This is a genomic window from Fimbriimonadales bacterium, from assembly GCA_035559795.1.
Lineage (GTDB): Bacteria > Armatimonadota > Fimbriimonadia > Fimbriimonadales > ATM1 > DATMAR01.
Window position 1 is genome coordinate 157,179 of record DATMAR010000007.1, and the last position, 26,817, is coordinate 183,995.

The following is a 26,817-nucleotide window of genomic DNA, read 5'->3' on the forward strand; positions in this document are numbered from 1 at the left end:
GTCCTTTTTTACCTCGCGCATCGAGGCGCATGCGTTTTTAACTTTGTTTTTTCAAAACAAAAAACAAAAAGGGTGCCCCGATGAGTGCTGTGATGATTCCTAAATTAATCTCGGAACCAGGGATGAGGCGTTGAGCCAATAGGTCTGCCATCAAGGTCAATGTACCGCCGAGCAAAGCGCATGCAGGAATCAAAACCCTCAAATCCGCACCCACGATTCGCCTCGCGATGTGCGGAACGAATAGTCCTACAAATCCCACGATTCCCACACAAGAAACAGCCGTCGCTGTCAGAGCGGACCCTAAAAACAATACATTCCTTTTGAGCACCTCCGTAGGAACCCCTAATGTTTTCGCCGTCTCTTCCCCTAACGAAAAAACCGTCAATGCACGGCTTTGCGTCCAAACTCCTAAACCTCCTAAAAGAGTCACCCAAAACAACATCTGCACTCGCGTCCAATCCATTCCTGCCAAACTTCCCAACAACCAAAACAAAACGCGATTCGCATCTTGACCAGCCGCTAACAATAAAAAACTAATCACAGCCCACAAAAAAGAACCGACTGCGACACCTGAAATCAGCAGCGTGCTCAAAACGAGAGAACCCTGCCTTCTCGCAATCGCAACCGTAATAACTAAACTCGCTAAACCCGTGATAAAAGCAAGCGAAACCACTCCCAAACCAATAGGGATGCCCAAAACTACAGCCAGCACCCCACCGACTGCCGAACCGCTGCTCACTCCCACGATGTATGGATCGGCAAGCGGATTCCGAAATAGGGCCTGAAATGCCGCTCCCACAACGGAGAGGTTCATGCCTAACAGAAGAGCGGCAATCGTGCGCGGCATCCGTAGATCCCAGAGAATCGCCCCGACCGCGGATTCGCTCTCCCTCCAGAAAATTTCCCTAAAAATCGTGTTCGGAGAAAAAAAATACACGCTCCCGATCGCCAAATGAAGTAGAAACGCGCCTATCAGCAGCAATACGCATACAACCCAAAACATCGAAGAAACCCTTCTCACAGTCACGATTTCAGTAAACCTCAGTTGTATAATTCGAATTGTGTTCGCAAATCGAGTAAAGCAAATTGCTCCTTCGCCAACGCTCGCTTTGGGTGCAAAAGTCCGTGCAATGCGAGCGCAAGGAAAAGATGTCATTAGTTTCGCAATGGGTGAACCGGATTTCCCTACGCCCGAACCGATTTGCGAAGAAGCGATTCGAGCAATCCGCGAGGGGTTCACCCACTATACCGACAGCCGAGGAACGCTCGAACTCAGAGAAGAAATCTCCCGAAAACTTCTCGAGGAAAATCACATTCATGCCTCTCCGGACCAAATCGTTGTATCTTGCGGTGCGAAGCATGCGCTTTTCAATGCTTTGATGGCGATTTGCAACCCTGGTGACGAGGTTATTCTCCTTGCGCCTTGTTGGATGACCTATCGTGAGCAAGCCATTCTCGCAGGGGCAGTTCCTGTAGTCGTCGAAACGCCCGCACAAAATCAATACCTTCCAGTCTTCGAAGACATCCAGCGAGCGATCACTCCTCGGACAAAGGCGATTATTATCAATTCGCCGTGCAATCCTACCGGAGCAGTCTTCCCGCGCAACACATTGAAAGAAATTGCATCCCTCGCTCTCCGTCATGGCTTTTTCATCATCAGCGATGAAATTTATGAAAAACACATTTACGATGGAAATTCCCACACGAGCATAGCATCACTGAGTCAAGAGGTAGCCAAACAAACGATAACGATAAACGGAGTCAGCAAGTCTTTCGCTATGACGGGCTGGAGAATCGGTTATGCTTCCGCACCATTAGACATCGCAGAAGCTATGGCGACTATTCAAGACCAAGTGACGAGCAATCCCTCGGGCATTTCGCAAAAGGCTGCTTTGGCAGCATTGAGATTAGATTCGAAACTTATTCATAAAATGCTCCAAGATTTCGATTCGCGAAGATGTTTCATGGCAGAAGAATTGGCATCGGTATCTGGAGCAAAATTCTGCTTGCCCAAAGGAGCCTTTTACATTTTTGCGGAATTCGACGGCGCAATCGGAAACAAAATCAAAAACGATATCGAACTCGTGAATTACTTATTAGAAAATTACGAAGTCGCATGCATACCCGGTTCTGTATTCGAAGGACCGGGGAAATTACGCTTAACTTATGCATTGCCTCACGAACAAATTCGTGAAGGAATTCAAAGACTCTCGGAAGGTATACGTTCCCTGAATTGAAAGACCGTCCCGACGTTCCTATCAAAAACGAAGCGCTTCTTCGACAAGCGCTGCGACACCGTTCCGTTACCGATTCCGTTTGCGATTCTTACGAACGTTTGGAATTTTTCGGAGACTCTGTTTTGGGAATGATTATCGCGCAATATCTTTACGAGCAACATCCCGATTGGGATCAGGGCACACTGAGCAAAGCGAAGGCGACGGTCGTGCAAGAAGCCCCCCTCGCTCAAGCAGCAAAAAGATTGAAGTTAGAAAAATATATAGAAGTGTCTCCAGCAGAAGGTCCGGGGGGGAAAGAAAGGCCTTCCATTTTGTCTGATGTGTTCGAAGCGCTCGTAGGTGCTTTGTATATCGACCAAGGACTTGCGGCTACACGATGGTTCGTACTCGAGCATCTTCACGATGTTTTAGAGCAAGTAGCAAGAGGAGATATTGCAACGACGGACTATAAATCCCGTCTGCAAGAAATCACGCAAGCTCGTTGGAAAACGACACCGGTATATCAACTAGTGAGAGAAAACGGCGAAGCACACGAAAAATGGTTCGAGGTCGTTGTGATCTTGGAAAACGAAATCATGGGAACCGGTAGAGGGCGCAGCAAGAAAGAAGCAGAACAACTAGCCGCGAGGGAGGCTATCGAACTCATCACACGCGCAGAAGCAGCGCGTGCAGCTCGAACGGAAGAGTAAGGTTTTCCCTAACTCCTGTTTGAAGGAGGGTGACTATAACCTACTGGGGTTGAAAAAAGAAATAATGCCAGGTAGTCTTTACAGAATTCTCGCTCAAGGAGAGGTTTTCAAAAGGGTTGGCACAGAATTTGTACTTATTTTTTCCGTCTCCGTTCCCACGAAGCGAACAATTTCTGCTAGGAATGCGTCGTAGGAACATAAGTACCCTTGTTTTTTCGACTCGGGAGGTCGAACATGATGTGGAATAAAGGAAAGTTGCTCTGGGTCGTTTTTTCGACCCTAATGGCCGGGACGCTATTCGCGCAAATGCCACCCGGTGCTTTTTTGGTGCGTCCTGCTTATTCGAAAGCGGCGCTTATTAATCAGGTTCGTAATGAACCTAAGGTCATGGAAAGCCTTATGCGTCACTTCCAGATGACGGAAGACGAGGTAATTTCCATGCTTCGCACGCTGAAACTCGAAACCCTTAAAGAGGATATCTATGTGCAGCAAGCCGGAGTGTCCGCGACAACAGGCGAACTTCGACTCCATAAGGCGAAAGTCAAAAAGGGAACGAAGGTGTGGGTAGATAAAAACGGCAATCCAGTTCTTGTCGCGAATTGCGGAAATCCAGTAGCGCGCTATGACAAGGCGTCAGCACCCTCCATCGAACCGGTTTTGGGTGGTGGGGCGGCAGAAAGACCACTCGAAGCAGGTGGGGGAATCGTCGAGGAAATGTATCAAACCACACTTCTCGAACCTCTCCTGCCGGAAGCCCCCCGAGTAGAATTCGTAACAGTCCCCACACCAGAGGAAATCGTTAGCGAAGGTGGAATGGGAGAAGCGCCCTTTTTGCCTGCTTTAGGACTCTTGCCTAGTTTGCTTCTCGCGTTCGACACAGGTGGGGGAATCATTCCAGAACCCGGAACGATTTTCATTTTGAGCGCAGGAATGGGATTGTTGGCTCTCCGCTTGAAAAGAAAAAAATAATTCGTCACATCATCGCGACTTTCAAACATCGAGCTCGATAAGGGTATCGGGCGGCTCGGCATTCAATGATTCGTGCCCATTTTCCGTAACGGTAACGACATTCTCGATTCTCACTCCGAATTTCCCCGGCAAATAAATTCCTGGCTCTACAGTAAAACATTGCCCGGGTTCTAACAATGACTTGCTTCCCTTTACGATGTGGGGGGGCTCGTGTCCTTGAATTCCGATTCCATGTCCGGTGCGATGAACAAAATACTTTCCATAGCCTGCTTCTTCGATGACCTTTCGAGCCGCTTCGTCTATCTCTTCGCAGCGTTTCCCGGGTCGAGTAGCAGAACGAGCTGACATATGCGCCTTGTAAACAATTTCATAAATTTTCTTCGCTTCGTCGCTCGCCTTACCGACGGCTATTGTTCGTGTGATGTCGCTCAAATAATGACTCACCATACATCCCCAGTCCATGACCACTATGTCTCCCTCTCGAATGACGTCTTCGGAAGTGTCGTGATGCGGTTCTGCACCGTTCGCTCCCGCGGCGACAATGCAAAACGTAGGTATCCCCCCCCTTTCCGACATCGCCTCCAAAATAATGCGCGCTACCTGCTTCTCCGTCATTCCGACCTTTATATTTTTCAGAATCTCGTCGAAAGCCGCATCGGCGATTTCCGCTGCTTTGCGCATGAGTGCCAATTCTTCCGGGTCTTTTCGTTTTCGAAGTTGCGCGGAGATATCCCCCCCACATTTAAAAAGCGCAGCCGGTAACGCTTGTTGCATGCGAAGAAGATAATTCGCAGGCATCTCGTCATCTACCGCAATGACGCTGGTTTGCAATCCCCATTCGATTGCCAACCTTTCGAATAGCGCGTCGGGGTCTTCGCCGTCTTTCCATGTCCGAATGTCCCGTATGCCGGTTTTTTGTGCATGAGTTGCACTGAGTTCGGGCACAATCATCGCCGGTTCACCTTTTGCGGGAATCGCCATCAGGAGCATCCGCTCTCCTCCTCCCTCGAAGAAATCCGCCAAATAGCCCATCGTTACGGTAGAGGAGGCGAAATAGGCGTCGAAGCCGGCTTCTGCAAGCAGACGTTGAAATCTTTCGAGCCTATCCTTTCTGAGGGAATTCATCGGTAGTAAAATACCCGTCCGTCCAGCTTAGGGGACTGGCAAATAGCAACATCTAAGGCTCACGCTACGAAGTAAATCCCGTAGCATAGAGGTGGAAGGGTTTACGAGCGGTGGTTGAGTCAGATTCACTTAGGCAGAATCTTCCATTTAGCGGGTGGGAAAGGGTTCTTCAAAAAGTGTTAAACTCCTTTAGATTCCTTTGGCGGGTCGTCCAATGGCAGGACATCAGACTTTGGATCTGAGAATCTTGGTTCGAATCCAAGCCCGCCAGCCAATGAGTTAACGTCCACGATTTCAGCGGTCGATGCAATTTCAAAATTAGAGCTCTCCCTCTTTTTTCCTTTTATAAAGAACTCGACTTATGGACTGATTATAATCTTCACTTATGCGATGGATAGCCACTCTTTGCATTCTCTTTCTCAGCTCCGCTTTCGCCGAGCAGGCTGATGAACTGCACCTCTACGACCTCTTTCCCAAGAAGAGTTATTTCGGCAAGACAGCCCGCAACATCGCCTGGTCTTACGACGACCGGTATGTCGCCTATCTCTGGAACCCCTACGACGTGAAGGGATGGGATATCTGGCTCTACGACACAAAGACGGGGAAGAGCAAGAGAATCACCTCGATAGAACTCATGGCGAATTTCGATAGGGATATTCCGAAAATCATCGAGCGCTACAAAAAAGAAAAAGAGGAAGAGGAAAAACGGAAGAAACTTTCGCGCGAAGAACGTCGACAACTCGAGCGTGAAGACGACTTGAAAGAGGAAAAACGAAGAAAAGAGGAAGAAAAAGACCCCGACAAAGAGCGACAACTCGATTACAACGGCATCAGCAGTTTCGTTTGGGCGAACAAAAAGCACGAAATTTTGTTCGAATATCGAGGAGACATTTTCCGCTACACGATCGGAGACGAGTTGCCGAAACAACTTACGAAAACGCAAGAGCGCGAATCGAATCCTAAATATACGAAAGACGACAGCGGTTTTTATTTGCAAAGAAGCACCGGCGTTTTCAAATGCCGCTTCGATAGTCCGGAAATCTTGCAGCTCAATCCGAAACTTCCCAAGAACATGAGCATGGGAGACTACAAGTTATCTCCCGACGAGTCATACATATTGATCGAGTCGGGAAGATCTACGGGTCCTGAAAGGCAAGTTACCTACATCACTTATCGAGAACGATTCGCAGAGGCGAGAACTACCGGACGCGGTGTCGCAGACGACACTTTCAAATGGGAATCGTATATGTTTATTTACGATTTGAACGACGATCCGAAAAAGAATCCCAAACATGACGGAAAGCCATGGCAGATTTATTATCATCCCGCCGGTGAAGAATACGCAGCGGTGAGCATGCACGAAGAACCATGGTCGGAAGACTCGAAAAAAGTCGTATTCGCAACGTGGAAACGTGACAAACAAGAAATCGAAATCATCGTGGCAGACGTGGAAAAGAAAAAAGTCGAGACGGTTTTCAAAGAACTGCACTCAGGCGGACCGGACACGCATTTTTACATTCAGCCATTTTTCACACCGGATGGAAAGAAAATCGTCGCTCTGCTCGAAACCAGCGGCTATCGGCACCCTTGGCTGATAGACCCGATGACGAAAGGCGCCACGCAAATCACGAAAGGAGAATTCGAAGTTTATCATCGAAAAATTTCGAAGGATGGCAACACGCTTTATGTAACTTCATGGAAGGAGCACTCTTCTCGCAACGATATCTATGCCGTGAACATGGCAAATGGAGAAATGAAAAAACTTACAGAGCGTGTTGGCAGTTATGGAGAGCCTGAGTTCAGTCATGACATGAAAAAAATCGCAACTTCCTTCAAATCCTGGAATGCCTTGAGTGAACTATATGTGATTAATCCAGGACACGAAACTCCCATTACGAGCGGTTCACATTCCGAAGAATTTTGGAAACTCAACAAAATCACTCCGGAACTTTTCGAATACAAAAACCGACATGGACATACGATTCGCGGCATCATTTATCACCCCCCCGGATGGAAGAAAACGGACAAACGTCCTCTGATGATTTACGTGTATGGTGGTCCGCTCGGAACCGCGAAGGATGTGATCAATGGGAATTTCAACTTATTCAACATGTATCTTGCCTACAAACACGGATATGTCACCGTTTCGATAGACCCACGTGGAATGTCGGGGTACGGTGCTCTTTTCGAAAGAGCGAATTGGGAGGCACCCGGAGTGGCGCAAGTAGAGGACTTGACCGATGGAGTCAAATATCTCATCGAGAATCATGGCGTAGACCCAGAGAAAGTTGGAATCAACGGATGGTCATTCGGTGGATTTCAAACGTTGATGTGCATGCTGACCGCTCCGGATGTTTTCAAATTGGGAATTGCCGGTGCTGGCCCGACTGAGTGGCAAAATTACAACACTTGGTACACGGGAAACGTAATCGGAAAATGGAAGCCGGATAAAAAAGACGAAGCGGAATTAGAAAGGCATTCGATTTTGAAATACGCGAAGAATTTGCGCGGACCTTTGCTTCTTTTGCATGGTGTAGAAGACACGAACGTGCTTTTTCAAGACACGGTAAAGATGTACCAAGCATTCCTGCGCGCTGGCAAAGGACCGTTAGTCGAACTCGTCATAGACCCCACAGGCGGTCATGGCCTCGGGGGGGACATTAAAACGGTAGATAGGCTGGAGATTTACGAAGCATTTTTGATGAAACACTGGGGAAGTTATAAACAGGGGGGGACAGAGCGAGGGGAAACCGTTTGGTAGAAAAAAAATATTACAGGTGTAGGAACGGCGTAAGCCGCGATTAATTTACTTCGCGCCTTGCGGCGCTCCTATCAAGAGACCGTACACAATTATGAACAGACTATGACAAAGCAACAAGCATTGGCGCAAATTGCGAAGCGAATAGCGAGATGCAAAGAATGCAAATATCATCCGAAGCAAAAGCCCGTTCCCGGGGAAGGCAATCCCGATGCAAAAGTCATGTTCATTGGGGAAGCGCCTGGGAGCAAAGAGAATGAAACGGGACGCCCCTTCGTCGGCCGCGCAGGTAAATTTTTGGAAGAATTCCTGCATTCGATCGGGTTAAAAAGAGAAGACGTTTTCATTACCAACGTCGTCAAATATCAACCACCGAACAATCGCCCCCCCACGAAGCGTGAAATCCAGCGTCAACTCCCCTTCCTGAAAGAAGAAATTGCTATAGTTTCACCTTTGCTCATCTGCCTTTTAGGCAGTACGGCGCTAAACGCTCTCCTTCCAGAAATTCGCAAACCCATCTCTAAACTTCACGGGCGACTCATCGAAAAAGACAATCGTTTTTTTCTACCGCTTTATCATCCTATCTCTCCCGTTCCCAAACGAACATTCCTAAAAGACTTCGCAAAGATTCCCGAGTATTTGAAAAAAATCGAAGCTAAGCAATAATCTTCCCCTTGCACTACCCCCAAAAATATAAAAAACGGTTCGCCTTGCGAGGTAGGGGGAAACCGCAAAATTAATTCTCAAAAAACTCTATTGCAGAAGGGTTCTAAAATCTCAAACCCCGATTTCGGCCTTCTCTTCTCTCTCTACGGGAAGTCCCTCTGCTTCATATTCCATGAAACCTCCCGTCAAATTAATTGTATTTTTAAAGCCCAATTTTCTCAAAACGCTAATTCCGATCGAAGAACGCGCCCCCCCTGAACAGTGGACGACGAGAGGTTTATCTTTAGGAATTTCCGCTACGTGTTCCGCCAAATATCCCAACGGGACATGGCGCGCTCCCGGAATATGACCCATTCGATACTCGCTCGCCCCCCGTACGTCTAAGATTTCCACCTCTTTTGATTGGTAGCGCTGATACATTTGCTCTGCCGTAATCTGCGGAACAATCTCCAAAGCGACATAACGTCTTTCGTATGCGCGTAAAGCATCTTTCCCGAGCCAACCTCGTACATCGTCGAGCCCGATCAAGGTCAAATCTCGCACGGCTTCGGAAACGTCCTCCTCGGCATTCGCGAGTAAATAAATCGGTTTTTCGTAATCCAAAAGCCATCCTGCCCATGTTGTGAACGATTCGTCCAAAGGGATATTGAATGCCCCCGGAACGAAACCTAAAGCGGCTTCACCTGCCGAACGTATGTCCACGAGGAGTTCATCCTTCTCCAAAATCTCGAAAAGCCTGTCACCCGGTAACCTCGGCGGGATACGCAGCCCCCCCAGAATCGGAGGACCGAGTTTGTTGATTTTCTTCATCTGCGCGAAATACTTCGGAGGCTCTGGCTGTCCCTCTAAAATCATTTCTACAAACTTTTTCGATTCAGGAATGGAAAATGCCCAGTTGGAATATTTTTCGTATCCCAATGTGCTGACGGGAATTGCTCCTAAACTCTTTCCGCATGCGCTTCCGGCTCCATGCCCTGGGAAAATCATCAAATAATCCGGGTTGGTCTGAAATTTTTGCAACGATTCGAACAACGCTCGTGCCCCCACCTCCATCGTGCCTTTATAATTCGCGGCACGCTCCAATAAATCCGGTCTACCAACGTCTCCGACGAATACGAAATCTCCCGTGAAAACGCAAAGCGGTTTATCAGAAACCGACAGGTCTCTCGTCAAAAAGGAAATGTGCTCCGGAGTATGCCCAGGTGTGTGGAGGACTTCCAAGCGCAGTTTCCCTACATCGATAACATCGCCATGCTTCACTAAAACGAGATTTTCTCGTTCAGGAAAAGCGTACTGCCACTCTGCATCTCCCTCACCGCTCAAAAACAACCGCCCCCCCGTTCGTTCGGCGAGTTCACGGCTTCCCGAAACGTAATCCGCATGAATGTGCGTTTCGGTGACAGCAGTAATGCGTAGACCTTCTTTCGTCGCCTCTTGAAGGTACTGGTCTACATCTCGATTCGCATCAATGACAATCGCCTCTTTCGTAGAAGAGCACCCCACTAAATAACTCGCTTGGGCAAGCTTCTCTTCGTAAAAGCGTTTTAAAATCATATTTTTCGAAATCCGATTTCTTTGAGAGAAATTACGCTGCTCCGAGTTTTTGCGTTTCTTTCCGGGGAGAGGCTGGACGATTCCAAGGCATCAGCGAATATAGCGCTGCCATTCCGCAAAAGTTCGTGAGTCCAGCGAACGTCAATCCCGCTCCGAAAAACATCGTCCCGAAGACCCAAAACGGATGAACAAAAATAGCCAAGGAAGAAAAAAGCAAAATCAAAAGACCAACGGTAAGCCGTACCTGACGTTCGATACTCCAACGAGTACGCGTGCTTCTGACGATTTCGTGCCCAGCCGAAGCCCACGCATCGGTCCCGCCTTCGAGCACTTTGGCATCGCTTCGCTTATCTCGCAACAGTTCGCAAGTAATCGAAGCCCTATCCCCCATTTGGCAGACTAGAACCAATCGCTCGTTCGGGTTCAAGTCGCTCAAGCGGGCTTCGACTTCATCCATGGGGATGTTAATCGCGGTAGGAATATGCCCCGATGCAAACTCGCTCGGTGAGCGAACGTCCACGACCTGTATCGGTTCTCCCTGCTGTATCATGTTCGCAAGTTCGTTCGGGGTGAGAGTAATCATGCTTCGATTCATACGGCACACTTCCTAAGAATAATTTCTAATTATACCGAAAAAACCTACTTATCAAGCATAGATGCAGTGATTTCGAATTTCATTTCGCACTCGAACGCCCTGGGCCAGGGAAGCGTCACGGAAATATTCTCGACGTCACGGAGCTCGTACCGTTTTTCCCCGTCCTGAATCACCGTTCCTAAAAATTGTTTTTCGAAATACTCTCTCAACAGTTCCTTAGTCTTTTCGGCAACCCATTTTTCAGTGTTCCTGAGCGCTTCCCCGTTTTCGACTTGATGCGTTTTCTGCGCTTGCTCCTCGAGCATCCGATAGGCTTCCGGTCGAATCATCCTCGCATATCCGTAATCGCTCACGAGTCTCATCAGTAAATAACGGTAATGCGCAACTTCTCTTTCCAATGCATTCGGGAAAATTTTCCTCGCAAGCAATATCACATGCGCGTGTGCTACTGCCGTGCCAAGACTATTCGCTGGAGTATTCCAGGAGGAATACGCAGTCAATTTCGAAAAGTCTCGTTCGAAAAGAATCGGGTTCATCAATGCCGCGTCCCCAGCGGCTTGCGCATCGAAATTGATATCCACCAAGGCGGCAGGAAAACCTTTGCGCAAATCCCGTTTGAGCATATACAAAAAAATCTGGCGTTGATTATCCGACGTTTGTGGCAAATGGAGATACAAAACATACTGCGCTTCCTCTTTTTTCGTCGTCATCTCCCCCCCCGCCATAATCACTTGCTGGCGAATGGACGCTGCGAGAGGTATCGTTTCGTAGCTTCCCGCTTTCGAAAGATTCGCTGGATTCGAAACTTGCAAGAAGACGCGGGGAGTCCAGCCATGACGTGCGCAAAATAACCTGCTCAACAAAACGAGGGGCAATTGGTCTACTCCTTCGCAAAATTCCGCTCGCTCTAAAACTTCTTTTTCCTCTGCGTACTTTCTCAACTCCCACCGCTCCTTTCTTTGAGGTCCGTAATCCAAAGAGTCATCCGTACCAATCACCAAATAAGAAATAACACCTTTTTTCACTTCGTCAATGAGGATTTTGCTGACTTCGACATTTCTTGCGCGCGCTGCAAAATATCTTTCTAAATGGTCTTCGGGAATTTTCGTTTCGATATTTTCCAATTTGACCCTCTGCTCTGGTAATCCCATCAAATAATGTTTTTCTTTCAACGCCACATAACGACTGAGCCAGACTCGCCACTCTTCGTTAGCCTTCGTAGCCGTCGGGGTCGTGCGCATCAGGGACGCATAAACATAAATAGGCAAACGAGGATTCTGCTTTCGTATCTTGCGCAGAACATCGAGACGAATGTCGGCAAGCCTCGTGGAAACCGTCGGCAAGCGCGATTCCACGAGCCCACCATAACACAACATGTCCGCACTTACGATGAGCGCTTGTGCATCTTTATAATCCTGATTCGACAACCATTCCACGATGAAATCGCTCTTTCCCGGAATCGTGAAACGACCAAGTAATTCTTTTGGCGGCGAAACGACCTTTACGCCCGCGACGGAAGCGAGCATCTCGGGATGTTGCGCAGTCGCAGGGCGTGAATCCAACGGAACCATCACGACATAAGGCATGGTTCCTATAGCCCCTCCTAAAAGACCAATCGCGCAAATGACTAAAGAAATCACGGAAATCTTACTTTACCAAGGGCAGGAACATTTTGTTCCCATGACGTACAATGCAATGTAATGATTGCGAAAGCACGAACGGCTACTCTCGTAGGGATTACCGCCTATGAAGTAACCGTCGAAGCAGGATTATCGGGCGGCTTGCCCAATTTCACCATCGTCGGCTTACCTGACACTTCTGTACAAGAAAGTCGCGAAAGGGTGCACAACGCTATTCGCAACAGCGGTTTCGAATTCCCCATGCGCCGAATCACGGTCAACCTCGCGCCTGCCGACATGCGAAAAGAAGGACCTGCTCTCGATTTGCCGATAGCACTCGCCGTACTTTGCGCCAGCGGACAATTGCCGCAAGGTGCTTTCGAAGACACTTTGATTGCCGGCGAACTAGGTTTGGACGGTTTGATTCGAAACGTAAATGGCGCAGTAAGCATCGCTTTGCTCGCACAAGAAAATCATGCCAAGCGACTGATACTTCCCGAAGAAAACGCTCCTGAAGCAGGGATTGCTTCGGATGTGGAAGTGTACGGGGTTACTTCTTTAAGGGAAGTGTGCGACCTTCTCGTCAATCCTCAATCTTTCACCCCTATTTCGAAAACCGATTATATGATGGAACGGGAGCCGGAATACGGAGTGGATTTCGGTGACGTAAAAGGACAGCAACAGGCGAAGCGCGCTTTGGAAATCGCCGCAGCGGGGGGGCACAACGTTTTGATGATCGGTCCTCCCGGGAGCGGCAAAACCATGCTCGCGCGACGCGTTCCGACGATTCTCCCCCCCTTGACTTTGCCGGAAGCCATCGAAGTAACCCGCATCTACAGCAGTGCAGGAATGATGGATGGACGAAAGGGACTTTTATGGGAGCGACCCTTCCGAGCCCCCCACCATGGCGCGAGCCATGCCGCGATTGTAGGAGGGGGGCGCGTTCCTCGTCCAGGACAGGTGAGCCTAGCGCATCACGGTGTGTTATTTTTAGACGAAATGCCTGAATTCGATAGAGATGTCTTAGAAGGTCTTCGACAACCTTTAGAAGACGGGATTATTACGGTAGCGCGTGTTCAAGCCTCTCTCGAATTTCCAGCAGAACTGATGTTAATCGGCGCGATGAACCCCTGCCCTTGCGGTTTTCACGGAGACCGTTTCAAAGCCTGCACTTGCAATCCCGAAGCAATACGTCGCTATCGCAGTCGAATCAGTGGTCCGCTTCTCGATCGAATAGATTTACACGTGGAAGTGCCGAGGCTCAAAGAAGAAGAACTACTCACTTCGAGAATCGGAGAATCCTCTGCTGCAATTCGCGAACGAGTGCGTAAAGCAAGGGAAATTCAAACGAAGCGATTCGCAGGAACTTCCACAAAAGTCAACGCAAGAATGAACACGAAACAGATTCGGGAATTTTTAGGGTTGGAAGAGGATAGTTCTGCATATTTGCGTCAAGTCGTCGCGAAAATGGGACTCTCCGCTCGTGTTTTCGACCGAGTTCTCAAAGTCGCACGCACGATTGCCGATTTGGAAGAAGTGGAAAAAATTCAAATGCGGCACATCGCAGAAGCCGTGCAATATCGTTCTTTGGATCGTGTCGGTGTTTTATGATCCTTTTTAGAGCGATGCAATAAAAATGTCTCGGCTGCTCGGTCTCGATATCGGCACGACAGGATGCAAAGCCATCGTCATTGACGAATCCGGAAAAATCCTCGAAGAATCTTTAGCCGAATATCCTTTGCTCACACCGAAACCAGGCTGGACAGAGCAGCATCCAGACAATTGGTGGGAAGCGGTGGAGAGCATCTATCGAAAATTATCCCCCCCGTTCGATGCAATCGGGCTAACAGGGCAAATGCACGGTTCTGTTTTTCTCGATAAAAAATTCCGTGTCCTTCGCCCGGCAATTCTCTGGAACGACCAAAGAACGCACGAAGAAGTTCGAGAATTGGAAGACTTACTCGGCATCTATAATCTTTATCGCATCACTTGCAATCCCCCCCTTACCGGTTTTCAAGCACCGAAAATCTTATGGCTGAAAAATCACGAGCCGGAGTCTTTTCGAAATTTACACAAAGTTCTTCTTCCGAAAGACTACATTCATCACAAACTCACGGGGGGGATGTTTACGGACGTGAGCGATGCCAGCGGAACGAGCCTCTTCGACGTTCCTCAAAGAAAATGGAGCCGAGAACTGCTCGAGAAATTGGATTGGAATGCAGAATGGTTTCCCGAAAGTGTCGAAAGTTTCCGAGTTACGGATAAAACAGAAGATGGCGCACTCGTCGTAGGGGGGGCTGGAGACCAAGCAGCAGGCGCGGTAGGTACCGGAGCAGTAATACCCGGCGTAATCAGCATCAGTCTCGGGACGAGCGGGGTGGTCTTCACCTCTCAAGAAAAACCCGACTACGATCCACGCGGCAGAATTCATACCTTTTGCCACGCAAACGGGAAATGGCACTCCATGTCGGTAATGCTTTCTTGTGGGGGGGCTCTACGATGGGCGAGAGAAACCTTCGGATTCCGAAATTACGAAGAGATGGCATTTTTGGCAGAGAAAGCCGTAGATGGTGGCGTGGTTTTCAAACCTTATCTCGCCGGCGAGCGTTCGCCTCATAACGATCCATTGCTGCGTGCATCTTTTCATAACTTATCCTTGGCAAGCGGCAAAGGGGAAATCGCCCGTGCGGTGTTCGAAGGAATCACGTTCGGTCTCTACGATGGATTCGAAGTTCTAAACGAAATCGTAGGACCTTTTCCCGAAAATACGGTTTTGCGAATAACAGGGGGGGGAAGCAAAAGCGATATGTGGATGCAACTCATCGCAGACGTCTTTCGACTCCCCACGGTTCGATTGGAAATGGACGAAGGACCGGCTTATGGAGCCGCAATCCTCGCAGGGGTGGGCTTGGGAATTTGGGATAATGTAGCGGATGCCTGCAAGGAACTCGTGAGAACGACACGTCTATTCGAGCCCGATTCTTCCCGCGCAGAAGAACTCCGAATACTGCGAGAACGATGGCTCCAGTACCCTGCATCGAAAACATAAAGAGCCAAAATTTGTTATACTGAATGTTCGACCATGAAACTTTTCTTAGATACAGGAGACATTCGCGAAGTAGCGCAGGCTGCCGAATGGGGAATCCTCGACGGTGTCACCACGAATCCTTCGCTCATCGCGAAATCCGGTCACGGTTTTCGCGAAACGGTTATGGAAATATGCACCTTGCTTCCCGAGGGTTCGATAAGTGCGGAGGTCGTGGCGACGAATTACGATGCCATTTTGCGCGAAGCGCAAGAAATCGCGAGTTGGCATCCCAATATCGTCGTGAAAATCCCCTTGATTAAAGAGGGCATCCGCGCCGTAAAAACACTTTCCGAAAAGGGCATTCGTGTGAACGTTACGCTTGTCTTTTCCGTTCCACAAGCATTATTGGCAGCCAAGGCCGGTGCGACTTACATCAGCAACTTCGTGGGAAGAGTGGACGACGTGGGGGGGGACGGAATGGCGGCAGTCGAAGAAACGGTAAAAATGGTCGAGAAGTATGGATTTACGAGTCAGGTCCTCGTTGCGAGCGTTCGCCATCCTATGCACGTCGTGCGCGCAGTCCAAGTCGGTGCACACATCGCCACAATGCCATTCAAGGTTTTAGAACAACTTTATCATCATCCACTTACCGACATCGGCCTCAAACGCTTTTTAGAAGACTGGAACCAAGCCGGCCTCTACATTTTCGAAAGGCAAATGGTGTAGAAAGCGTAAAACTTGTAGGAGCACCGTAAGGTGCGATTTCAAGAAATCGTGAGATGCGGTTTCAAAAAGTGGAGCGCTTTCAGGCGCAATTTCAAAAAACATTTCGCCACACCTGCTTGCGAGATGAACTTCGTCTCTAAAAGGAACCTACACGAGAATGCTTCTCCGCGTAGCGTTTCATCGCTTCTAACCATTGCTTCCACTTCTCGCTCCGCTTCACTTTTTCCGCCAACTCCGCAGGCAAATTCGGTTCGAAGAAATTGTCATGCGTCTGTAAACGCATCCTTTCCGTCGCGTAAAGCCTAACAGGTCTCAAGCTCAATGTCTTTAGCAACGTATATCCTGTCAAATAAAGCCCGATTCGCTGACTGCGATACATTCGGCTCGCTCGGATTTTTATTTTTTGCTCCTCTTCCGTGAGTGCGATAATTTCCTCACCTTCGTCATCCGCAAAACGATTGATTACCGGTATTCGCGTCAAATAAGTATGATAAAAAGGAACTTCAAAAATCGGCAACGACGTTTTTCCCAACGACTCGCGCGCCTGATTCACCGCGAAATTCGTCGAATCATGGTCTAAATGTCCGCATTCGAATGCCCCCACCACGATTCGATGTGGCGCAACTTCTCGCACGACCTTTTCCCACTTTTGGACTAATTCTTCCAAATGCGAGCAAAGTTTCCCGTCGGGCAACGAATGAAACACTAGGTTTTTTTGCGGAACGCCAACCATTTCCATAACGGCTCGTGACTCTGATTCTCGAATCGGATTACTCACGCTCCAACCCGAATATACTTCAGCCCCACCTCGAACCAACCTGCGCATCCAAGCGAGAATAGAAAGTTCATCGTCAGGATGAGTAAAACAGAAAAGCCAACGCGTTCCGGGTTCGATACGGAAGAGATTCAACCTTTATCCCCCCCCAATTTCCATGTTTGTAAAACATGATACCCTGCATTTTCTCCGTGCAAAATCGAATTCACGAGCGCGACCTCGTTTGCGATGAAGTTTATAGGCTCGAAAGAGAGTGCGGGCAGACGCAAAGGGCGGTAAAAGCGTGCCAACGTCAAATGAGGATGCGGTTTGCGGTCTCCTTCCTCCATCAAAAGCGTGCTGATGCGGACTAAGGGTTCACACTCATGGTCCAAAAAAGCCACCCTCGCGCGCATCGGGCTCGGAAATCCGCTCAGACTGCTCAGCGTTACGGGAAAAACAGACTCGTTCGCCAGCGCTTGCGAAATTTTCCGCGATGCTTCCTCGACATCGTAATCTCCGAAAAAACGAAGCGTAATATGCATTTTTTCTCGGCGCGTCCAAGATGCTCTCGCGTGAATCATGCTGCGTAGTTTCGATTGCAATTCGACGATCTCATCCAGAGCCTTTTCTGGAATAAATATAGCAGCAAAGAGTCTCAAGAGTGTACCAACTCCTCGTAGAGCATCAAAAGTGCAGTCTGTGTCGCCCTAAAGCGAATCGTTTCTCGATTACCCAGAAAGCGCTCTTCTTTCACCTCGGTCCCTCTCGGACCGGTCAAACTCACGTAAACCAACCCGACCGGCTTCGTCTCCGTTCCCCCCCCTGGTCCAGCGATTCCCGTTATCCCGATTCCGTAATTCGTTTTGAAATTTCTCACGACACCTTCGCTCATTTGCCTCGCAATTTCTTCGCTTACCGCGCCATATTTTTGCAAATCCGTTCTGGCTACATTCAAATGGGTCGCTTTCGCCTCGTCGGAATACGTGATAACCCCCCCAACATAAACATCACTCGCACCAGGTATGGAGGTGATTCTCTCCCCCAACATCCCCCCCGTACAACTCTCCGCGGTGGCGAGATTGCGCCTTTTCGTTTTCAAAAGGTTTACGACGACGTATGGTAAGTCCTCCTCGTCTTCGCCATAGGCATAATGTCCGAATCGCTCTTTCAATGCAGTTCGTATCGGTGCGATAAGTTTTTCCGCTTCTTCCTCGTCCTTTGCGCGAGCGGTTATTCGCAAATGAACCTCACCGAGTTTTACATAAGGCGCTACGGTGGGATTTTCACTGTCGATCAAATCTTCGATGCGTTTCTCGACAGCCGCTTCTGTAATCCCTGCGATTCGAACCACTTTCGAAAGAATGGCTCCTTCTCGATGTTCTGGAAACCACGTTTTTTCGAGGTATCCCAAAACCGAAAGGAATTCATGTTTGGGACCAGGAAGCGCAATGACCCATTTCCCATCCTTCTCGCATACTAATCCAGGTGCAGGCCCCCCCTCATTCGGCAGCGTTTTACAACAAGCTGGACGCTTCGCCATCTTTGCGTGGGCATCCAACCATACACGCTTTCTTCTTTCCATATCTTCTCGAAGCATTTTTTCCACGTTTTCATCGTGCACAAGTTCCACACCGAGCGCTTTCGCGATCGCTTCGCGAGTTATGTCATCCGCCGTCGGTCCCAAACCTCCAATCGTAAAAACCACATCCGCGCGGGACAGAGCCTCACGAAGCGCTTCCACACAACGCTCGAGGTTATCCCCCACCGTCATTCTTCGATAATGCGCAATCCCGAATTTCGCGAGAGTTTGCGCGAGAGATTGCGCATTGGTGTCTACAATGTCACCTAATAAAAGTTCTGTTCCGATAGAAAGTATTTCGGCGTTCACGCCACTTTTTGCCACACTTCTTTTAGTGCTGCTTCCGATTTATAAAGTCCATCCAACTCCTGTTTGTCTAAATCCGGTTCGAGTATCGAATGCACACCTTTTTCACCTACGATAGTCGGCAAAGACAAACAAACGTCGCGTATCCCGAGAGCGCCTGTTTGCAAACAACTCACAGGAAGCACGCTTTCTCGATTCAACGCAATTGCTTCGACTACAGTTTTGATACTGATTCCGACCGCCCATCCAGCCCCCCCTTTCAAGCGAATCACTTCGGCTCCGCTTTTTTTCGTCGCTTCGAAGATTTCGTTCGCTATTTCTTGAGAAAATCCCGGAAGAGAACGTAGCGGAATGCCGTTGATTGTCGCACTGCTCCATATCGGCACCATCGTATCGCCGTGTTCACCGAGAATCATCGCCTTAATATCCGTCGCAGCAACTTTAAAATGCTCCGCTAGTAAAGAACGAAATCGGCAAGTATCTAACACGGTTCCTAAGCCGAAAACTTGATTCACGGGAAGTCCGGATTCACGCACAGCGATATGGGTGAGGATATCTACGGGATTGCTCACGACCAAAATTTTCGCATGAGCAGGTAAGGATATCCCCTTTAAATTTTTAAGAATGTCTCTAAATAATTGAACGTTGCGATTGATTAATTCCAATCTACTTTCATCGGGTCTCCGACGTAATCCTGCTGTAATAATCACGCAGTCGCTGTCTTTTACAGCATCGTATCCTCCTGCATAAATTCTTTGCGGCGATGCGAACGCGGTACCATGCAAAAGGTCGAGTGCTTCTCCTTGCGCCATCTCTTCATTCATGTCGTGAATGACGATTTCTTTAACGATATTTCCTAAAAGCAAAGCGAAAGCGGCATTCGAACCTACTCTTCCGCCGCCTCCGATGATAGAAACTTTCATATTTTGTTGTCTCCTTTTAATTTATTTGTTTATCGAAAACCATTTTTGCACATCCTTTTGGTTCACTGCAAACCAATTCCCACAGCAAACTTTTTTTTGAAAAAAAATCAAAACTTCGGTAAATGAGTAAAACGATGTCTCGTCTCGATGCGACTTACTGTTCCCGTAGCAGAGCGCATGACCAAGGATTCCGTATAAGCGCCGTTCGCCGTGAAACGTACTCCTTTCAAAATGTCTCCCGATGTAATTCCTGTTGCTGCGAACATTACATTCCCACTTGCGAGGTCGTCTACATAAAGCACCCGGTCTATATCCCCTTTCACCATCCTCGCCGCGCGCTCCCTTTCTTCATCGTTGCGAAACACCAACCTGGCTTGCATATCGCCACCGTATGCACGCACTGCTGCGGCGGTAATTACCCCCTCTGGTGCACCTCCGATACCGAATAACGCATCTATCCCGCTTTGTTCATCTATTGCCGCTAATCCCAACGTGATATCTCCGTCTCCCACTAATCGAATGCGTGCTCCTGCTCGACGAATTTCAGAAATCAATTTTTCGTGTCGAGGACGGTCGAGAATTCCAATGGTAAGTTCATCTACTGGCTTACCCAGACATCGCGCAATCGCCTTCAAATTCGCCGTCGGAGGCAAAGTGATGTCTATTGCCCCTTTCGCGGCTTCGCTTACCACCAACTTATCCATATAGCAATCAGGGGCGTGCATTAAACTTCCATCCCCTTGCACAGCCGCTGCGAGCACGCTGATAGCGTTCGGTACGCCGTTTGCACAGAGGTTCGTGCCTTCTAATGGGTCTACCGCAATATCGATTCGAGGTCCATTACCAGTACCCACCTCCTCACCGATATAAAGCATCGGCGCTTCGTCTCGCTCGCCTTCGCCGATTGCGATGTATCCTGCGATATCCATATTGCACAAAGCCGAACGCATCGCATCGCATGCCGCTTGGTCTGCAGCATGACGATCACCTTTTCCTACCCATCGCGCGCTTGCTAGTGCAGCGGCCTCTGTGACACGAACGAACTCGAGCGCTAAATTTCTATCCATAACGCCAAAACCCTCTAAATAAAGATTACCCCCGAATTAAGCCGCTGTATCGCTCTGCGCTAACAAGACAACTCCGCAATTCCTCTTCCGAGAGACCTCCTTCTTGCGCGATTCTTTTCGAACGTCTCAGTAGCCCTTTGTCGAACTCGCCTTTTGCGTCGATGAGTTTGTCGTTCAAAGCATAATGAATCGCAAGTGCACGGATGAAACTGGAAGCATCCGTATAACGTACTGCAATCACATCTGCTGCATCCTCCCGGCTCTTCTTGAAAAGAAACGACACCAAAAGTACAGCACAAGACAATCCTAAAGCCAAGACAGGCGCAATCTGTTCAGACAAAAAATTTATTTCTGTAAACCACCAAATCGCAATTCCTATAATCAGTGAAAAAGAAAATGCCGCAAAAAAGAACTTTGTCGTAATTCGTTTTTGCTTAAGATGCTCTATCTCGTGTGCGGCAACCGCTAAAAATTCTTCCTTCGTCAAAGAATTCAGAAAAACATCGCTGAAAGCGATTCGCCCCCCCGTAAGCGCTAAAGCAGCAGCAGAGTGAGGATCTCTCGTTTGGATAAGCATCAATGCACGAAAAGAAATCCCCATTCTCTCCGCCAATTCCCGCGCGCTCCGCTCCCAATCCTCTCGTGGAAAACGCGCCAATTTTCCAGGAAGCATCAACGAATGAAGTGCGTTCCATTGTGCACACCATAAAACGATAGCGCAGAATGTTATAGATACCAGCAGAATTTTTTCCAATGTTCCCGAAGGGGAATGAAATAAGTTTTCGAAAGAACCTATGAGTATCGCCGTCGTTCCCACCGGAAGAGCAACCATCCATCCCATCGCAACAAGGCGTTCTGTGAGAAAACTCTTAGTCCACTCTTTCCCACGTATGTGCTGAACAGCAGGATGCATGCAAAGTCCCAAAACGATTTGCGAAAACGTAACGAGCAAAACGAACAGCCCCCCACCCAACAACAATCGAGAACCGAGCGTTTCGACATCTGCCATCAAACTCGCAATAAGCGATAAAACCGTACTGACAATCAGAAAAACGAAGGTTGCCACTTTCATTCTTGAACGAAGCGATGCCCATTTTGCCCGAGCAGATGTGTCGTTTTCGCAAACGTTTTTCAGGACCTGCTACCCCCTAAAAGCGTAATAAACGCGCACCCGAAAAAAGCGGCAGAGAACAAAACCCCGACTTAGCACTATCCTCTTATCGGAAATAAATGACGGAAACCCCAGACTCATGCCAACAAGCCGAAAAACAGTTCTAGTAAAAGAGAAGAGGCTCGGCGAAATTCAATCCAACCGAGCCTCTCACGAGGTGCAGGCAGGCACTTACGAGTGTCCTAATACGGATACGCAACCCTCACCTGTGAAAGTTCCCGGTTACGAAAAGCCTTCCCCAAAAAAGGGTTATCGCGTAGGAATCACAGCGACCGGATTTCCCTGCGAATCGTACATGGAAATATCCGGATAGTCGTTCTTTAGACCTATACGCGTTCGCACTCGACCGTACCGGTCATAGAAAATGAGCACGGGTTCATTGTGCACGATGCCCATGCGAATTCGGGTCGTTAGGTTTCTATCCCAAAATCGCAATATGGGCTCTCCGTTTTCTAATCGCGTAACTGCTCCCGCAATATTATCGCCTGAAGCATAACGCGTCTCCTTCCACGCAACCAGTGAAAGCAAAGGCGCGAATAACGCGAGCGCACAAATTATCGTGAGAAAACGATTCCGTTTTTCTAATTTCGTTAAACGAATTTCGTATTCGGCGATTTTTAGTTCATGCAATTTCTCATTCATGATGCTCTCCTTTATTTTTTACGCTTCGATTGCTCCATTATCGAAGTCCATTTCACAAACGAAGCGTGTAGCGTATTTATTAAATCCTACGCTATAACGGGCTGACTGACTCGAATGGATTAAAAAATCAGGTGTTTTTCCCTGCTTCGTATGTTCAAAAGCAACCCTAACATGGCGATGTTTAGCATGAGTGCAGAACCTCCATAACTCATAAAAGGCAAAGGAACTCCCACGATCGGCAACACTTGCACCACCATAAGCAAATTTACGAGGATATGAAAACTGTAGATAGTAAATATCCCTCCCGCAATGAAACGAAACAATGGTACGCTTGCGCTAGCAACAACCCCCCAAACCCTCAATAAAAAATAAGCGAATGCCGAAATTGTCAAAACCGAACCGATGAACCCCCCCTCTTCTGCAATCACGGTAAAAATAAAATCTGTGGTCTGCTCCGGAACGAAGCGCGCTTGCTTTATTGCACCCTTTCCAAAACCTTGTCCCACCACCTCGCCGCTCGCGATGCTGAGTGTCGCCATCTTCCCGTGATAGGAACTTTCACCCGTGAGCAACGCTGTGATTCTTTTTTTCTGATAATCTTCGATAACTCCGCTCACCCACGCAATGGAAAATAACAGCAACCCGACTGCTACCACGATTCCAACGAACAATAATCTCTGCCCAGCAACTAAGGACATGCCAATCCAAATGCATAAAAAGACGAGACTCGTTCCTAAATCGGGTTGAAGATATACGAGTACGAACAATGGAAGAACCAAAAGCAAAGATTTCGTCATCTCTCTCCATGTTTTAAAACTTTGTTTTTTGCGCACCATGAAATCCGCAAGCGTAAACACTAAGAGCAGTTTTGCAATCTCACTCGGTTGTATCTGCAAAGGACCTAAATCGAGCCACCTTTGCGCTCCCTCCGCGCTTTTTCCGATGACGAGCACTAACACTAATAAAGTTATGTTGACGACATGCAGAATGCGACCATACGCACACCATGTTCTCGGGTCTACGAACAAAAATATGAAAAAAACAGGCACCGAAAGCACGACCCATAGAATCTGCTTCTGAAAATCACGATGCCCCTCCTGAACACCGCTCGCGCTGTAAAGGGCTAAAAGACCGACGAGAAGCAATAACCCCGCAGAAAACAGCAAATGCCAATCCATCCTGCGAATAGGGTCACTTTTAGCAGCTACCCGAGTCGTCATCTGATTTGAAAAATATACATTCTCCAGTAAAGCAAAGTGACTTCGCGCCCGTCTAAGACGAATATATCCATAAAAATCTGGCTTTATTGGATCGATGTGGAATCTTCTGATGTAGAATCTTCTTATGAAAGAGAGCGCGCTTCTCGTAGGAACGAAAAAAGGACTTTTCCTCTTGAAAAGCCAAGACGATCGCAAGAACTGGTCTTCCGAAGGACCATTTCTTCCCGGTATGCAAATCAATCACGCTTTATACGACTCTCGAACGAATCGAATTTGGGCATGCGCCTTCAGTGAAATCTTCGGACCGAAATTATCTTTCTCTGAAAACTTCGGCAAGGACTGGCATGATGCAGAAGGCCCGAAAAACCCCGATGAACCTGTTCAACGCTTTTGGCTCATTTCTCCAGGATTCGATGACGAAGGGGAAATGCTTTATGCGGGCTCTGCACCCGCCAACCTCTGGTTATCGGAGGACGGAGGAAAAACGTGGAAACTCAACGAAGGTTTGTACAAGCATTCCACGCGAAAACAATGGGAGCCGGGAAACGGTGGACTATGTTTGCACAGTATCGTGCGAGACCCCGAAAACCGAAACCGAATGTGGGTAGGCATTTCCGCAGCAGGAGTTTTTTATAGCGAAGACAGCGGCAGAAATTGGGAACCTCGCAATCGAAACGTTCGCGCAGATTTCTTTCCCGATAAATATCCCGTCGTAGGTCAATGCGTTCACAAACTAACCCTCGATGCCGCGAAAAGAAACACTCTGTATCAGCAAAACCACTGCGGAATGTATCGCTCGGACGACGGGGGGGAAAATTGGATAGATATCGGTGAAGGCAAACTGCCGTCTCGTTTCGGATTCCCGATTGCTTCACATCCGAGAAAATCTGGCGTGATTTGGCTCGTTCCCCAAAAGAGCGATGAAACCCGCTTTACGATTGACGGCAAGTTAATCGTTTATAAAAGTGAAGACGGAGGGGGCAAATGGATGGCGAAATCCGATGGGTTGCCGCAAAACGGAGCGTATGTTTCCGTCCTGCGCGAAGCGATGACGGTGGATAAGGAAGAACCATGCGGAGTTTATTTCGGCACTACAGGGGGGGCTCTCTTCGCTTCGACTGACGAAGGCGAACACTGGCACACCATTTCCTCTTTCCTTCCCCCTATTTCCTCCGTTAGCGCATTCTCGATAGAATAATCAAAAAATCCACTTCCGGTGGAGATGAAAAAATCGGAAACTTACAACTCCTCGAGTCGGAGTCGCAAATTCGAGACCATACTTCTAAACCAATCCCCATTCGGGGTAACCATCAACATCCACCAAGCGCACGGACGATGATGTGCACGCTCCAAACCGTAACAAGTGATTAAGGAATCGTGCACGGCTTCCAAACGTGCCTCTTCTGCCTCGCGTTCGATATCCATTCGCCGCTTCTTCACCTGACATATCTCGAAAGAAGAAGCGAACTCGCGCAAATTTCTCCGCAATTCCTGAATCTCGTCTTGGATTTTCTCTCTTTCCATCCGCAAATTCGCAATGCGTTCGAAAAACCTTTCGCGTTCTGCCAACGCTTCGGGGCTCGGATTTTTACCGAGAATCTCTTTGCGAAATTGTTCTCCTTGTTCTTCTTGTGTTTTTTGCCATTCTTTTTTGATTTCTCGCAATCGCTCGTATTTTTTGGCGATTTCTGCTCGAACTTCCGAAGTTTTCTGCTTCAAAGGCTCCAATTTTTCACGCAAGTCTTCGTATTCCACGGCGAGTGATTTCCACTGCCCCCCCATAATGTTAGCCAGCAAACGTATCAATTCGATTCTCTTGCGAGCCTTCCCGAACATCTTCAAAACCTTTTTCTGCTGCTCCACTACCTTTCTCCAGGTCGTCGCAAACGTATGAGCCGAAACATGCTCCGCTCCGAAAGGACGACGCAACGGCTTAGGAAGTCGAAACCACCTATCCGTAGATGCAAGCGAATCCCAGGTTTCATGAGCGATACGCAATATCGGATAACAATTTACAGAAAGGCCTTCTTTTCTCAGCAAAGAATGAAATTCACGAGTAACCTTTACATAAGGTGACGCTGTTTCGTGAAACGCGAAAACGAATTCGCGAGATAGCATGCTAATCAACGTTACTGCCTTGCCGATGAGGACGCATTCCCCGAATGCCTCTTGCGTAACTTCCGCCAGTTGAGAAATGTTTTCGATAGGTTGTTTTAGTTTTGCGAATTTCGGAGTGGGAGTCGTTACCACGAGCATCTTCGGCGTTATGCGCAGTGTTCCTCTGCCCACATTCGGAATCACTAAATCGAAAGGAATTGCACCTGTACCGAATTTATCGAGTGTATAGATTTCTGTTTCGGAAACCGCTTGGTTATAAAGCTCGCATGCTTTGTCTTTTGTTTCTGGCATTAAGAAAAGATTGACAAACTCGAATCGAGGAAGTTGTGCGGTTTCTTTCGTGAAACGCAAGAGTTTCGTTGTTCGCGAGATAGTAGTTGGAATTTCTCGCCCGATTAACATTTTATGGAATTGCGGCAGCAAACACTCGTAAAACCCAGAAAGAGTGTTTTCTCTGCAAGATTCGAGAGTATCACAAAGCAAAGCGTGAATTTTATCGCGCACTTCGAGTGCTTCCGCCAACTGCTGTGGCTCGCAAAGACAACGAAGAGTTTCTTCGAAAGCCCAATCCAAAGCGTTTTGCAAAACGGGAAACAAAGGATGAATGGCAATCTCGCAAGAAACTCGTGGTGTCGGGTCACTTTGCGCAATTCCTCGCCAACCCCATGCCTCGGTCCATTTATCTATAAAACTTTCATCGCCATGAGCGAGTTTCTCTAAATAAACTCCTGCTTCAGCATATCGCTCTTTCGTGAGAGGGGTTTCACCTCCGAAAAGCGCGCTGAATTCCGCTGCTGCAGACCAAAATCCCTTTGTCGAGCCATCGTTTTTCGGCAATATAACGTATGGGGCTTTACTGACTACCCCTCCAGGAATCTTCGCGAAGTAATCCGTATCGTGAATTCCAGCGACGAGTTCGATTTCATGCCCTGTTTCCTCGGCAAGCAACGGTAACGCGATTTTCAACGGCTCATCCCAGAAAACGGTTTGTCCAAGCGCTAACAAAGGTGCTCCAACGGCTCTCCTATGGAGTTCATCGAATGTTTCCTTTACACTCGGATGCACGTT

At 48.2% G+C, this 26,817-nt stretch carries 23 protein-coding genes and 1 tRNA gene; 10 read left to right on the forward strand and 14 right to left on the reverse strand.

From position 1 onward, the window contains the following. Positions 1-37: 37 nt before the first annotated feature. A complete protein-coding gene (locus VNK96_05055) occupies positions 38-1,156 on the reverse strand; it encodes an iron ABC transporter permease (GenBank protein ID HWP31078.1) in 1,119 nt (372 codons plus the stop codon). Here VNK96_05055 and VNK96_05060 point away from each other — a divergent pair. The 3 genes from VNK96_05060 (at position 1,062) to VNK96_05070 (ending at position 3,895) form a co-directional block, all read left to right on the forward strand. Continuing rightward, on the forward strand, positions 1,062-2,237 hold the full coding sequence (locus tag VNK96_05060; protein HWP31079.1) for a pyridoxal phosphate-dependent aminotransferase: 1,176 nt from the start codon (positions 1,062-1,064) through the stop codon (positions 2,235-2,237). The genes VNK96_05055 and VNK96_05060 overlap by 95 nt on opposite strands. Next, positions 2,234-2,926, forward strand: a complete 693-nt coding sequence (gene rnc, locus VNK96_05065; GenBank protein HWP31080.1) for a ribonuclease III — start codon at positions 2,234-2,236, stop codon at positions 2,924-2,926. Before VNK96_05060 ends, rnc begins: the two co-directional genes overlap by 4 nt. Positions 2,927-3,160: 234 nt before the next feature. Continuing rightward, positions 3,161-3,895, forward strand: coding sequence for a DUF6777 domain-containing protein (locus VNK96_05070; GenBank protein ID HWP31081.1), 735 nt, complete (start codon positions 3,161-3,163; stop codon positions 3,893-3,895). Between the two features lie 21 nt (positions 3,896-3,916). Here the strand turns inward: VNK96_05070 and VNK96_05075 are convergent, their stop codons facing one another. Continuing rightward, positions 3,917-5,020, reverse strand: a complete 1,104-nt coding sequence (locus VNK96_05075; GenBank protein HWP31082.1) for a Xaa-Pro peptidase family protein — start codon at positions 5,018-5,020, stop codon at positions 3,917-3,919. Between the two features lie 200 nt (positions 5,021-5,220). Between VNK96_05075 and VNK96_05080 the strand changes: the two genes are divergently transcribed. From VNK96_05080 to VNK96_05090, 3 genes are all read left to right on the forward strand, one after another. Continuing rightward, positions 5,221-5,294 (forward strand) — tRNA-Gln (locus VNK96_05080). A 111-nt stretch (positions 5,295-5,405) separates the two neighbouring features. Then, positions 5,406-7,781 (forward strand): prolyl oligopeptidase family serine peptidase, encoded by a 2,376-nt coding sequence (locus VNK96_05085; protein HWP31083.1) that lies wholly within the window; start codon positions 5,406-5,408, stop codon positions 7,779-7,781. 102 nt (positions 7,782-7,883) lie between these two features. Beyond that, a complete protein-coding gene (locus VNK96_05090; protein HWP31084.1) occupies positions 7,884-8,444 on the forward strand; it encodes a uracil-DNA glycosylase in 561 nt (186 codons plus the stop codon). Positions 8,445-8,555: 111 nt separating this feature from the next. Here VNK96_05090 and VNK96_05095 read toward each other — a convergent pair whose 3' ends face one another. Genes VNK96_05095 through VNK96_05105 form a run of 3 tightly spaced genes read right to left on the reverse strand, consistent with a single transcriptional unit; the run spans position 8,556 to position 12,233 of the window. Further along, positions 8,556-9,998, reverse strand: coding sequence for a rhodanese-like domain-containing protein (locus VNK96_05095; protein ID HWP31085.1), 1,443 nt, complete (start codon positions 9,996-9,998; stop codon positions 8,556-8,558). A 31-nt stretch (positions 9,999-10,029) separates the two neighbouring features. Further along, positions 10,030-10,593 carry a rhodanese-like domain-containing protein gene (locus tag VNK96_05100; GenBank protein ID HWP31086.1) on the reverse strand — a complete coding sequence of 188 codons (564 nt, stop codon included), beginning with the start codon at positions 10,591-10,593 and terminating at the stop codon, positions 10,030-10,032. Positions 10,594-10,637: 44 nt separating this feature from the next. Beyond that, the gene (locus VNK96_05105) at positions 10,638-12,233 is read right to left on the reverse strand and encodes a DUF4127 family protein (GenBank protein ID HWP31087.1); all 1,596 of its coding nucleotides are present in this window, start codon (positions 12,231-12,233) and stop codon (positions 10,638-10,640) included. A 60-nt stretch (positions 12,234-12,293) separates the two neighbouring features. On the opposite strand from VNK96_05105, the gene VNK96_05110 reads away from it, so the two are divergent. From VNK96_05110 to fsa, 3 genes are read left to right on the forward strand one after another with little or no spacing between them, the layout of a single operon-like run. Next, positions 12,294-13,823: a YifB family Mg chelatase-like AAA ATPase gene (locus VNK96_05110; GenBank protein HWP31088.1), complete on the forward strand. Its 1,530-nt coding sequence runs from the start codon at positions 12,294-12,296 to the stop codon at positions 13,821-13,823. A gap of 25 nt (positions 13,824-13,848) precedes the next feature. Further along, the gene (gene xylB, locus VNK96_05115) at positions 13,849-15,261 is read left to right on the forward strand and encodes a xylulokinase (protein HWP31089.1); all 1,413 of its coding nucleotides are present in this window, start codon (positions 13,849-13,851) and stop codon (positions 15,259-15,261) included. A 33-nt stretch (positions 15,262-15,294) separates the two neighbouring features. Further along, positions 15,295-15,966 (forward strand): fructose-6-phosphate aldolase, encoded by a 672-nt coding sequence (gene fsa / locus VNK96_05120; protein ID HWP31090.1) that lies wholly within the window; start codon positions 15,295-15,297, stop codon positions 15,964-15,966. A 136-nt stretch (positions 15,967-16,102) separates the two neighbouring features. Here fsa and VNK96_05125 read toward each other — a convergent pair whose 3' ends face one another. The 8 genes from VNK96_05125 to VNK96_05160 form a co-directional block, all read right to left on the reverse strand. Beyond that, positions 16,103-16,876, reverse strand: coding sequence for a PIG-L family deacetylase (locus VNK96_05125; GenBank protein ID HWP31091.1), 774 nt, complete (start codon positions 16,874-16,876; stop codon positions 16,103-16,105). Then, positions 16,873-17,382 carry an RNA 2',3'-cyclic phosphodiesterase gene (gene thpR, locus VNK96_05130; GenBank protein HWP31092.1) on the reverse strand — a complete coding sequence of 170 codons (510 nt, stop codon included), beginning with the start codon at positions 17,380-17,382 and terminating at the stop codon, positions 16,873-16,875. Before thpR ends, VNK96_05125 begins: the two co-directional genes overlap by 4 nt. After that, a complete protein-coding gene (locus tag VNK96_05135) occupies positions 17,379-18,611 on the reverse strand; it encodes a competence/damage-inducible protein A (GenBank protein HWP31093.1) in 1,233 nt (410 codons plus the stop codon). The genes thpR and VNK96_05135 overlap by 4 nt, the downstream gene beginning before the upstream one ends. Further along, entirely contained in the window at positions 18,608-19,531 is a 924-nt protein-coding gene (locus VNK96_05140; GenBank protein HWP31094.1) for a lactate/malate dehydrogenase family protein, read from the reverse strand. Before VNK96_05140 ends, VNK96_05135 begins: the two co-directional genes overlap by 4 nt. Before the next feature lie 107 nt (positions 19,532-19,638). Beyond that, a complete protein-coding gene (gene glpX, locus VNK96_05145) occupies positions 19,639-20,598 on the reverse strand; it encodes a class II fructose-bisphosphatase (protein HWP31095.1) in 960 nt (319 codons plus the stop codon). Positions 20,599-20,623: 25 nt separating this feature from the next. Next, positions 20,624-21,670 carry a M48 family metalloprotease gene (locus VNK96_05150; protein ID HWP31096.1) on the reverse strand — a complete coding sequence of 349 codons (1,047 nt, stop codon included), beginning with the start codon at positions 21,668-21,670 and terminating at the stop codon, positions 20,624-20,626. A gap of 348 nt (positions 21,671-22,018) precedes the next feature. Then, the gene (locus VNK96_05155; GenBank protein HWP31097.1) at positions 22,019-22,411 is read right to left on the reverse strand and encodes a hypothetical protein; all 393 of its coding nucleotides are present in this window, start codon (positions 22,409-22,411) and stop codon (positions 22,019-22,021) included. A gap of 119 nt (positions 22,412-22,530) precedes the next feature. Beyond that, positions 22,531-23,631, reverse strand: coding sequence for an FtsW/RodA/SpoVE family cell cycle protein (locus tag VNK96_05160; protein HWP31098.1), 1,101 nt, complete (start codon positions 23,629-23,631; stop codon positions 22,531-22,533). Between the two features lie 124 nt (positions 23,632-23,755). Between VNK96_05160 and VNK96_05165 the strand changes: the two genes are divergently transcribed. Further along, the gene (locus VNK96_05165) at positions 23,756-24,829 is read left to right on the forward strand and encodes a hypothetical protein (GenBank protein HWP31099.1); all 1,074 of its coding nucleotides are present in this window, start codon (positions 23,756-23,758) and stop codon (positions 24,827-24,829) included. A gap of 41 nt (positions 24,830-24,870) precedes the next feature. On the opposite strand, the gene VNK96_05170 is transcribed toward VNK96_05165, so the two are convergent. Then, positions 24,871-26,814 (reverse strand): hypothetical protein, encoded by a 1,944-nt coding sequence (locus VNK96_05170; GenBank protein ID HWP31100.1) that lies wholly within the window; start codon positions 26,812-26,814, stop codon positions 24,871-24,873. Between the last annotated feature and the right edge of the window lie 3 nt (positions 26,815-26,817).